A 10292-nucleotide genomic window follows, 5' to 3' on the forward strand; every position below is an offset into this window, starting at 1 on the left:
GCGCTCAGGAGCGTTGTGCCCGCTCCTCCGGCGTGGTCGCGTCTGCGCCCCAACTGGCCAGCAGGCGCAGGTTTTCCGCCGTGGCCGAGCCGGGTTCGGCGTGGTACATGGTCAGGGACTGTTCGGAGTCGTCGGGTAGGCGCAGCGATTCGAAGGACAGGGTCAGGGTGCCGACCAGCGGGTGGTGTAGGTGCATGGCGCCGTGGTGTTGCTCCCTGATGTCGTGCCTGGCCCACAGGCAGCGGAACTCCGCACTCTTGACCGAGAGTTCGCCGACCAGGGCGGAAAGTCGCGGATCGTTCGGATGGCAACCCGCGTCCAGGCGCAGGGCGCCGACGATGTCGGCTGCCTTGGCCTCCCAGTCCACGAACAGGCGGCGCTGGTCCGGGTGCAGGAACACCAGCCGGGCCCAGTTGCGCTCCCGGGGCGGTAGTCGGTCCCAGCCGCCGAACAGGGCCGCCGCCATCGGGTTCCAGGCGAGGATGTCCGAGCGCTGCCCGGTCACATACGCCGGCACCCCCTCCAGCGAGGCCAGCAAGCCCCTGAGTGCGCCGCGCACTTGTTGTTGCGGAGGCGTGGTGCGCCTGCGGCGCTGACACCTGATCAGGTGATCGAGGTACTCGGCCTCGGCGTCGGTCAGCCGCAGGGCGCGGGCAACGGCGTCGAGTACCTCCTCGGACACGTTGTGGCCGCGGCCCTGTTCGAGCCGGGTGAGGTAGGCGACCGACACACCGGCCAACTGGGCCAGTTCCTCGCGGCGCAGTCCCGGCACGCGCCGGTGCCGCCCGGTCGAGCCGGCCAGGCCGACGTCCTCGGGGCGCAGCCGGGCTCGCCGGTTGCGCAGGAACTCGCTGATCTCGGCGCGCGGATCGATCGGCTCGCCGCCGAGTTCGGCCGCCTCGGTCTCCGGTGTCGCCTCCGCCGTCTGTGCTGCCTCGGGCCGGTCGTTCATATCGCCCATTATCCGCGGCGGCGGCCCGACGAGGGCGGGCGAGCCTGACCCTGGCAGTGGTAGGAACACCGGTCGTAAGCCGATCAGGGCTCTGGGTGACTCGGCCGCGGTGCGGCAGGCTCGTGGTCGCCCCGCCGGCCGAGTCGTCGGTGGCAGCGACCGATCACGACCCTGGAGATTGCGATGAGCATCGACGCCGACCAGGCAGCAGCAGCCGACGCCGACCGCCCGACCACCGACGCCGACCACATACGGGCAGACGCCGATGACGCATCGGCCGGCGCCGACCGCCCGCCGACGGGATCCGCGGGGCCCCTTCGTGGAACCGCGGCACCGGGACTACCGGGCCCAAGCGCCCGTCGCGTGGTGCGGACGACTGGGCAGTCGCCCCTTCTGGAGCCGTACCACGGCCCCGCCCTCCGGCTGCCGAACCGTGCGGCCATGGCGCCGATGACCCGTTCCCGGGCCGACGACGCCACCGGCGTTCCCACGGCGATCATGACCCGGTACTACGCCCAGCGTGCCGCCGCCGGCCTGATCGTCAGCGAGGGCATCTGGCCGCACCGTCTCGGCAAGGGCGGCCCGGGCGTCCCCGGCCTGACCGATCCCGCCCAGGTCGAGGGCTGGCGCCGGATCACCCGTGCCGTGCATGCCGCGGGTGGGCGGATCTTCGCCCAGCTGTGGCACGTGGGCCGGGTCTGCCACCCCGATCTCCTCGGCGGCGAGGAGCCCGTCGCACCCTCCGCCATCGCCGTCTCGCACGGCTTCATCCACACCGCCGCCGGTCCGAAGGAGTACGTCCGACCCCGCGCGATGTCGGCGAGCGAGATCGGCCAGGCGATCGAGGCGCACGCCGCAGCGGCCCGGAACGCCGTCGACGCCGGCTTCGACGGGGTCGAGATCAACGGGGCCTACGGCTACCTCCTGGCCCAGTTCCTCTCCGACAGTGCCAATGTGCGCACCGACGCCCACGCCGACCGGGTCCGGTTCGCGGTGGAGGTGGTCGAGGCCGTCGCCGCCGCGATCGGGGCGGACCGGACCGCGCTGCGCATCTCGCCCGACAACCGGCTCCTCGACATCGTCGAGACCGACCCGGCCCGGCGCTACCACCGGCTGGTGGACACGCTGGACGGCATGGGCCTGGCATACCTGCATGTGGTGCAGTCCGGGGAGTATCCGGCGCTGGCCGATCTGCGCCCGCGTTGGCGGGGCACGCTGGTCGGCAGCTACGACGGCCCCGAGCCCGGTGGTCGTGAGCAGGCCGAGCGGGTGCTGCGCACCGGCCTCGCCGACGTCTACGCGTTCGGCAGGTTGTTCCTGGCCAACCCGGACCTTCCGCAGCGGATCGCGGCCGATGCCGCGCTCAACGCACCGCGCGAGACCGGGATCTACGGGGGCGGCGCGGAGGGCTACGTGGACTACCCGAGCCTGGCGGCCGGATAGCCGGCGGGTGGACCGCAGTCGGTGCCGGATCGGGGCTTACCCGGGGTGGCCGTGGGGTGCCGCGTAGGCTGGTCGGTCGGGTACGGAGTGCGAGCTGGAGGGCGCGGCGTGCGGAAGTCTCGCGGGTGTCGGTGGTGGCCGGCGGCGATGGTGCTCGTCGTGGCGAGTGCCGGAGCGGTGGCGTGTGAGCCGCCGCGGACCGATTCCGCGCGGGCGTCCGGATCGGCGGCGCCCGGTGCCGCGGACACGGCGGCGCCCAAGGGCGGCGGGCAACCGGCCCGCTACGCGCCGCAGGTGGTCGCGCACGCGCGGGCGGCCGGCATCGATCCGCAACTGCTGATGGCGATTCTGCACAACGAGTCGTACAAGCCGCACGACTCGGCGTTGGAGCGGGCCTGGCAGAAGTTGAAGCCGGATTCCGCCTTCGGGATCGCGAACATGCACAAGGCCGCCTTCGACGAGGCCAAGCAGGGCCGGGACTTCGCCGATCGGGACTGGCAGGACCTGCCCGACGACCCGGACCTGGCGATCGAGGCAGCGGCCTGGCACCTGCACGACCTGGCCGCGCAACTGCCCGCGAACCGGGCCGGTGCGCTGACCGGGAACGAACTCCTCGCCCTGGGCTACAACACCGGCGCCGGCAACATGCTCGCATTCGCACGCGGCGTGAAGCCGGGCTCGCAGGCGAGTGCGTACCTGGACCGCCTGCACGACAACTGGGCCGAGTCCGGCAGAGAGGTCCGGAGTTGACGCCGCGACGCGCGGCGAGTGTCGACTCGCTACCGGGGCGTCTCGGGGCCGGCGGGATTCGGGGGTTCGTGGGTGCCGGCGTCGTGGGCTGCGGCGAGGGCGGCGACCGGGAGGGGCTTGATCGGGGGGCGTGCGGTGAAGGGGCCGAGGGCTTCTCGGGGGATGTGGGTTTCCTCGTGCAGGAGTTCGACCAGGGCGGGGCCGCACATGCGGCCCTGGCAGGGGCCCATGCCCGCTCGGCTGAGGAGTTTGACCGCGTCGGCGGTGCCCAGGCCGGGGTTGTCCCGCAGTGTGCGGCGGATCTGCCCGTAGGTCACCTCCTCGCAGCGGCACAGCAGCGTGTCGTCCTCGGCGAGTGCGTTCAGCGCGGCGCGATCGGGTGCGCAGGTGTGTTCGAGCAGCCTGGCCATTCGGGTGGTGGCGGCCAATTCGCGTTCCACGGAGGGTAGTTCGCGGGCATGGGCGGCGCCGTCGAGGAGGCCCAGGCTGCGGCAGATGTCCAGCGCGGCGCGTTTGCCGGCGGCGACCGCGTGTTCGGCGCCGGCGATGCCGGTGAGTTCGCCGGCCGCCCAGATGTGCGGGAGGGTGGTGCGCATCGCGTGGTCGTGGACCAGGACCCAGCCGCCGGCGGGCCCGTTCCAGGTTGCCTCGCATCCGGCCTGGCGGGCCAGTTCGGTGGAGGGGACGAAGCCGTAGCCGGTGCCGACGGTGTCGCAGGCGATGGTGCGTTCGGTGCCGGGTACGGGACGCCAGTTGCGGTCGACCCCGGCCAATACGGCGGTGGTGACGTGCTCCTCGCCGTCGGCGCGCAGGAGCAGGGTGTGCGTGTGGATGGGCACGCCGGCCTGCCGCAGGGTGCGCACGGCGGCGAGGCCCTCGGCGACCTTGGCCCGGTTGCCGGGCAGCGCGGCGAGTGCGCGGGTGAGTTCGGTGGGGCCGGGCAGGCCCTGCGCGAAGGCCACTTCGGCGACGTCGGCGCCGGCGCGGACGAGCTGCGCGGCGGCGATCAGCAGCAGCGGATGGGCGCCGGCCAGCACGATACGCCGGCCGGCGAGGGTGCGGTGACCCTTGAGCAGGGCCTGGATGCCGCCGACGGTGAAGAAGCCGGGGAGGGTCCAGCCGGGTACGGGCACCGGCAGGTCGTAGGCGCCGGCGGTGAGCAACAGGGCGCGGGGCAGCAGGATTTCCACCCCACCGGGGCCGTGCACCGCGACCCGGGGGCCCTCGGGCACGGGCGTGCCGGGAGGCGCGGCGAAGCCGTCGGGCGTGGTGTGTGTGCCGAAGACGCCCCATGCGGTGGTGTCGTGCGCGAAGGTGATCCCCGGGTGCGCGGCGGCCCGGGCGAGCAACGCGCGGCCGGCGTCGTAGGCGGGGCCGGCGAGCGGATCGGGTCCGCCGGCGTCGGGGTCGGGTCGGCGCCAGATCTGCCCGCCGGGACGGGCCTGTTCGTCGACGACCAGGACCTGCGCGCCGTGTCGGGCGGCGGTGACGGCGGCAGCGAGACCGGCGGGACCGGCGCCGACGATCAGCACCTGCGGTTCGGTGGCGGTCATCATCACACGTCCTCGATCTCGGTGGGCGCGTTCGTGTCGTTCCGGGTGCCGTTCCCGGTTCCGGCCTCGTTCCCCGTGCCCGTGCCCGTGCCCGTGCCCGTGCCGGTGCCCGTGCGCGTGCCAGTGCCCATGCCCGTGCCGGTGCCGGCACCGGTGTCGATCCGTACGTCCGGACCGTCCTCCGTGCCACCGTCCACACGCATGTCCGCATGGATTTCCCGGCCGGCGTCGGCCCGCACGCCCGGGCCGGCCTTCATGCCGGTGCCCACACCCGCGCCCCCGTCCGCGCCGACCTCCCGGCCGGCCTCGACACCCGCACCCGCGCCGACCCCGCCCCCCGTCTCCACGCGCATGCCCGCGCGGACCGGCTCCTGGCAGGCCCGTACCAGTGGGGTGCCGTCGACGGTGACGGCGCAGTCGAAGCACACGCCCATCCCGCAATAGGGCGCGCGCGGCCGGCCGGCCCGGTCGTACCGGGTGACGGGATGGTCGGTGGCGATCAGGGCGGCGGCCAGCGAGCGGCCGCGGGGCACGGTGTGCGGGCGGCCGTCGAGGGTGATGGACACCTGCGCCGGGTGGTCAGACAAAGTTCAGTGCTCCGAACCGTGCGGGGGAGTAGTCGTCGAGGGGCAGCCCGGTGGTGCCGGTGAGGACCTGTTCGGCGAGCAGGCGACTGTAGGTGGGGCCGAGGGTGAAGCCGGATCCGCCGGTGGCGACGAAGAAGTCGGGGCGGCGCGGGACGGCTCCGAGCAGGGGCAGTTGGTCGGGAGCCAGCGAGGTGGCGCCGGACCAGATGCGCAGCACCGGCAGGCGCTGTACGGCCGGCACCACGCGCGCCGCGTCGGCACCGGCGAACACCGAGTCCAGCCGCAGTTCGGGGCGGGCGTCCAGGTCGAGGGCGCCGGCGTGCTGGACGAATTTGGCGGCGCGGCCACCGCCGATGAGCACGTTGCCCTCCTCGGTCTGCTTGAGCGAGAGGCGGCGGCCGGCGTGCTGGACCAGGTGCGGGATCAGCGGCGGCGCCGCGGCGGTGACCGTCATGGTGAGCGCGACGGGCACCAGGGGCAGCCGGATGTCGGCCATGGCGGCCACCTCGCCGGTCCACACGCCGGCCGCGACCACGACCGCGCGCGCGGCCGTGCGGTGCCCGCCGGCGGTCTCGGCGAGCCACCGTCGGCCGTCGTGGCGCAGCGCGGTCAGCCGTACGCCGGTGTCGATCCGGGCGCCGTGTCGGCGGGCGGCGCGGGCGTAGGCGTGGGTGACCAGGCGCGGGTTGGCCTTGCCCTCGCCGGGGCACCAGGCGGCGCCGATCACGCGGTCGGAGAGATAGGGGGCGCGTTCGTGGGTGGCACGGGCGTCGAGCAGTTCGACGTGCAGTCCGTGGGTGTGTTCCAGGTGCGCCTTGTGCGCGAGCAGGGCCATGTCCTCGGGGGATTCGGCGAGCATCAGGCCGCCGGAGCGGCGCACGCCGCACGGCTCGCCGAGTTCGTCCTCCAGGCCGGCCCACGAGTGCATGGCGTCCAGGTGCAGCGGCAGTGCCTCGGCGGCGCGGGCGGCCACGGTGGGGCCGTGTTGGATCATCCGGTATTCGAGTTGGAAGTGCAGGCTGCCCGCGTTCTGCCCGGAGGCGTGCCGGTTGAGCTGGTCCTTCTCGATCAGTCGGACCGAGGCGCCCGCGCGGGCGAGGTGGTAGGCCAGCGCGCAGCCGAGCAGCCCGCCGCCGACGACCAGGACTTCGGTGGGTTCAGTCGGGCCGGGAGTCATCAGGCGAGGAGTCCGAGTTCGGCGACCGTGGCGCGGACCTGTTCGGCCTCGGCGACGGTCAGCGGCAGCAGCGGGCGGCGCGGGTGGCCGGCGGGTACGCCGCGCAGGGTGAGGGCGTGCTTGAGGATGGCCGGTGCGCTGCCGAAGCGCGGTCCGTAGTCGGCGGTGAACCAGGCCTGCATCAGCACCCGGTCGCGGGCGCCCACGGCCAGTGCGGCGGCCTCGTCGCCCGCGGCGAGGTGATGGAAGAAGTCGGGGTGGTCCCGGCCCAGCACGGCTCCGGCGCCCATCAGGCCGTCGCCGCCGATGCCGCGCATCAGCGCGACGCCGACCCGGTCGGTGGTGATGCCGAAGTAGCGCACCCGCTCGTGCAGGGCGATCAGGCCCTTGACGAAGGAGCCGAAGTCGCCGGTGGAGTTCTTGATCGCGACCACGTTGGGCAGGTCGGCGAGCGCGCTCAGGGTGTCGGTGTCCAGGTCGACGCCGGTGCCCCGGGGCCAGTTGTAGACGCAGACGGGGATGTCGACGGCGGTACAGACTTCTTCGTAGAAGGCCACGATCTCGCGCGAGTTGGGCACCACGTACGGCGGCGGGGTGAGCAGGATGCCGTCCAGGCCGGCGGCGCGCGCGGCGCGGGCGTGGCCGATCGCGGCGGAGGCGGTGTAGGCGTTGCAGCCGCCGAGCAGGGTGTACCGGCCGCGGACCCGGCGGGCGGCGCGGGTGAACAGGGCGGCGCGTTCGGTGGCGGTGAGGGTGTACCACTCGCCGGTGGTGCCGGCGATGACGACGCCGTCGAGGCGTTCGGCGGCGAACCACTCCAACTGTTCGTCCCAGGCCGCGAGATCGAGGTCGCCCTGGGAGGTGAAGGGGGTTGTCACGGCCGGTATGTAGCCGTGCCAGTCGACGGTGTTGCGGTCCATGCCCTCGGTCCTTTCGGGGCACAAACGCGGGATCCGGGTGACGCGATACCCGTGGGAGCCGGGAACGTGGTCCGTTCCGGGCCGTCGGGACCGCCGGGAACGGTGCGCCGTTCCCACCCGAGGGTGCGTGGCCGCAACCGTGACCGTTCCCGGCCGCGGGCCCTACGGCATCGGCGGCGTCACCGCGACGAGCAGCCGGGCCGGTTTGTCGGAGGAGTTGACGAACCGGTGCGGCAGGCGCGAGTCGAAGGTGATCGCGTCACCCTCTTCGAGACGGTGGACGCGGCCGTCCACCTCGACGTCGAGTCGTCCGGCGAGCACGGTGGCGCATTCCGTGGAGGGATGGCTGTACGGCTCGTCGGAGGATGCCTGGCCGGGCTCGATGTCGGCCTCCAGCACTTCGAGATCGCCCGATCCGGGGGTGAGCCTGGAGTAGGTGATGTGCTGGCGGGCCGCGCCGAGCCGCATGCGTCGGTCGCGCGTGGTCACGGCCACGCGCGGTACGTCCGGATCGTCGAACAGGGTCGAGATGGAGGTGTCGAAGACGCGAGCGAGCTTGCGCAGAGTGCTCAGGCTCGGTTCCGCGGCGCCGTTCTCCAGTTGACTGAGCATGCCCGCCGATATCCCGGCTTGGACGGCCAACTGACGCAAGGTCAGATCGTGCGCTTGCCGTAGTTCGCGCAGTCGGTCACCCAGCATGGTCCGATCCCCGTTCGCTCCGGTGCCGAGCACCCTCGACTCGCGGATCCTGGCTTGTGCTTCATGGCGTGTTCAATGTGGTTGAACGTTTCGGGGCGAACATAAGCATGAAGCTGACTCCCCGTCAAGATCACTGCGCCGCCCGGGTGATGGTCCTCGGGTTGCCGATGGGTGAAGGCCGGGTTGCGGGTGCCCGGCGCGGCGTTGTCGGCGAGTGCGGCTTTTGACGTCCATGGGGGCTCTGAGCAGTCATCAAACCGTTATCAAGGCGAAAAATCGTCGCTCCACGTTCACGAGTGATCACCGTGAATGGATCTTTGGTCCCAAATGCCGAGACGGCCGAGAAAGCCATTGACCATCACGCTCGGCGACACCTACTTTCGAGCCCACCGTTCAGCCAGATCAAACACTCGGTTCCGTCATCGGCCGATCGGGTGGCTTGAGGAAGGTGCGCCATGCAGGGCAATCACCCCACCGGGGACAGTCGCCGGGCCAAGGCCGTGCGTCGGGCCGCCGCCCCATTGGCGGTCACCGTCGCCGCCGCTTTGATGCTCGCCGCGTGCGGCGGCGCCAAGAAGCAGTCCGGCGACGCCCAGGGCGACGGCGGCACGCTCGTCGTCGACACCTCGTTCAGTCTCAAGACCGCCGACCCGGGCCGGACCTTCGAGCCCACCGGGATCCTGGTCACCCGCCCCGTCTACGACACGCTGCTGACCTTCGCGGGCGGCGACGTGACCAAGCCGGTACCGCTGCTCGCCGCGTCCTTCGAGGCCGCCCCCGACGCCAAGACGTTCACCTTCCCGCTGCGCCCGGAGGCCAAGTTCTCCGACGGCACGCCGGTGACCGCCAAGGACGTGGTGTTCTCGTTCAACCGGGTCAAGAACCTCAAGGGCAACCCGGCCTTCCTGCTCGACGGCGTCACCGCGACCGCCAAGGACGAGCACACGGTGGTGCTCACCACCGAGGCCGCCGACCCCGCGCTGCCGTTCCGCATCGCCACCCCCGCACTGGGCGTGGTCAACTCCAAGACGGTCGCCGCACACGGCGGCTCGGACGCGGCGGGTGCGGACCAGGGCGACAAGGCCGAGCAGTTCCTGAACTCCGACTCGCAGGGCAGCGGCCCGTACCGGATCACCAAGTACGACGTGAGCAGTGAGGTCATCCTCACCCGCAACGACAACTACTGGGGCGCCAAGCCCAAGTACGCCAAGGTCGTGGTGCGCAACGTGCCCGCGAACACCCAGCAGTTGAACGTGCTCAGCGGCGAGAGCCAGGTCTCCCTGGACATGTCGCCGGACCAGGCGGTCAAGGTCAAGGGCCAGGCGCAGGTGCTGCAACAGCCCACGCCCACCACTGCGTTCCTGTTCACCAACGACAACCCGGCCACCTCGCCGACCACCTCCAACAAGGACTTCCAGGAGGCGGTGCGCTACGGCCTGGACTACAAGAGCCTGCTGGACGTGGCCGGCGCCGGCTCCGCGCAGGCCGCCGGCATCGTGCCCGGCTTCTTCACCGGCGCGCTCGACCCGGCCAAGGCCGTGCAGCGCGATGTCCCGCGCGCCAAGGCCGCGTTGGCCCGCGCCGGGCTGAACAACCCCAGCGTCGACCTGTACTACGCCTCCGACGTGACCATCAACGGGATCAACTTCGGCGACCTCGGCGCCCGGGTGCAGGCCAACCTCAAGGAGGTCGGCATCAACATCAACCTCAAGCCGGCCCCGACCCAGACCGCGCTGGACTCCTACCGCAACGGCACCGAGTCGATGGGCCTGTGGTGGTGGCAGGCCGACTACCCCGACGCCAGCGACTACCTCGCGTTCACCCCGGGTGAACTGGTCGCCCTGCGCGCCGGCTGGAAGAAGGACGCCAACGCCGAGGTGAGCGACCTCGCCCAGCGGGCCAAGGTCGCCACCAGCGACGCCGAGCGCGTCGCGCTGTACAAGCAGCTCCAGGAAGCGATGAACAAGACCGGCCCGTTCATGCCGCTGCTTCAGCCCGCACAGGTGATCGCCGCGAACAACTCGGTGAAGAACCTGCACTACAACCCGATCTGGTACATCGATGTCGACAAGCTCGGCTGACCCCAGGGTCGACCGCGGCACCCCCCGGCCGGGGGCGCCCCCCCCCCCCCCGGCCCCCCCCCCCCCCGCCCCCCCCCGGGCCCCCCCCCCCCCCCCCCGCGCGGGGGGGGGGGGGGGGGGCGGGCGGCGT

General features: G+C 72.4%; 9 protein-coding genes. 3 read left to right on the plus strand and 6 right to left on the minus strand.

Annotated elements, in window-relative coordinates; genetic code table 11:
• Positions 1–4 precede the first annotated feature (4 nt).
• A complete protein-coding gene (locus ACIBM5_RS45810) occupies positions 5–952 on the minus strand; it encodes a helix-turn-helix transcriptional regulator (RefSeq protein ID WP_396012643.1) in 948 nt (315 codons plus the stop codon).
• 366 nt (positions 953–1318) lie between these two features.
• Between ACIBM5_RS45810 and ACIBM5_RS45815 the strand changes: the two genes are divergently transcribed.
• Positions 1319–2395: an alkene reductase gene (locus ACIBM5_RS45815; RefSeq protein WP_396012644.1), complete on the plus strand. Its 1077-nt coding sequence runs from the start codon at positions 1319–1321 to the stop codon at positions 2393–2395.
• Positions 2396–2542: 147 nt separating this feature from the next.
• Positions 2543–3145: a transglycosylase SLT domain-containing protein gene (locus ACIBM5_RS45820; RefSeq protein ID WP_396012645.1), complete on the plus strand. Its 603-nt coding sequence runs from the start codon at positions 2543–2545 to the stop codon at positions 3143–3145.
• 29 nt (positions 3146–3174) lie between these two features.
• Here the strand turns inward: ACIBM5_RS45820 and ACIBM5_RS45825 are convergent, their stop codons facing one another.
• The 5 genes from ACIBM5_RS45825 to ACIBM5_RS45845 all read right to left on the minus strand — a co-directional run bounded on the left by ACIBM5_RS45825 (position 3175) and on the right by ACIBM5_RS45845 (position 8081).
• Positions 3175–4698: an FAD-dependent oxidoreductase gene (locus ACIBM5_RS45825; protein ID WP_396012646.1), complete on the minus strand. Its 1524-nt coding sequence runs from the start codon at positions 4696–4698 to the stop codon at positions 3175–3177.
• 2 nt (positions 4699–4700) lie between these two features.
• Positions 4701–5285, minus strand: a complete 585-nt coding sequence (locus ACIBM5_RS45830; RefSeq protein WP_396012647.1) for a (2Fe-2S)-binding protein — start codon at positions 5283–5285, stop codon at positions 4701–4703.
• Positions 5278–6462, minus strand: a complete 1185-nt coding sequence (locus tag ACIBM5_RS45835; protein ID WP_396012648.1) for an NAD(P)/FAD-dependent oxidoreductase — start codon at positions 6460–6462, stop codon at positions 5278–5280. The genes ACIBM5_RS45830 and ACIBM5_RS45835 overlap by 8 nt, the downstream gene beginning before the upstream one ends.
• Positions 6462–7382, minus strand: coding sequence for a dihydrodipicolinate synthase family protein (locus ACIBM5_RS45840; protein WP_391583774.1), 921 nt, complete (start codon positions 7380–7382; stop codon positions 6462–6464). Before ACIBM5_RS45840 ends, ACIBM5_RS45835 begins: the two co-directional genes overlap by 1 nt.
• A gap of 162 nt (positions 7383–7544) precedes the next feature.
• Positions 7545–8081 carry a helix-turn-helix domain-containing protein gene (locus tag ACIBM5_RS45845; RefSeq protein ID WP_391583773.1) on the minus strand — a complete coding sequence of 179 codons (537 nt, stop codon included), beginning with the start codon at positions 8079–8081 and terminating at the stop codon, positions 7545–7547.
• 455 nt (positions 8082–8536) lie between these two features.
• On the opposite strand from ACIBM5_RS45845, the gene ACIBM5_RS45850 reads away from it, so the two are divergent.
• Positions 8537–10162 (plus strand): ABC transporter substrate-binding protein, encoded by a 1626-nt coding sequence (locus tag ACIBM5_RS45850; RefSeq protein WP_396012649.1) that lies wholly within the window; start codon positions 8537–8539, stop codon positions 10160–10162.
• Positions 10163–10292: the final 130 nt, after the last annotated feature.

This window comes from Embleya sp. NPDC050493 (genome assembly GCF_044458105.1).
Classification (GTDB): domain Bacteria; phylum Actinomycetota; class Actinomycetes; order Streptomycetales; family Streptomycetaceae; genus Embleya.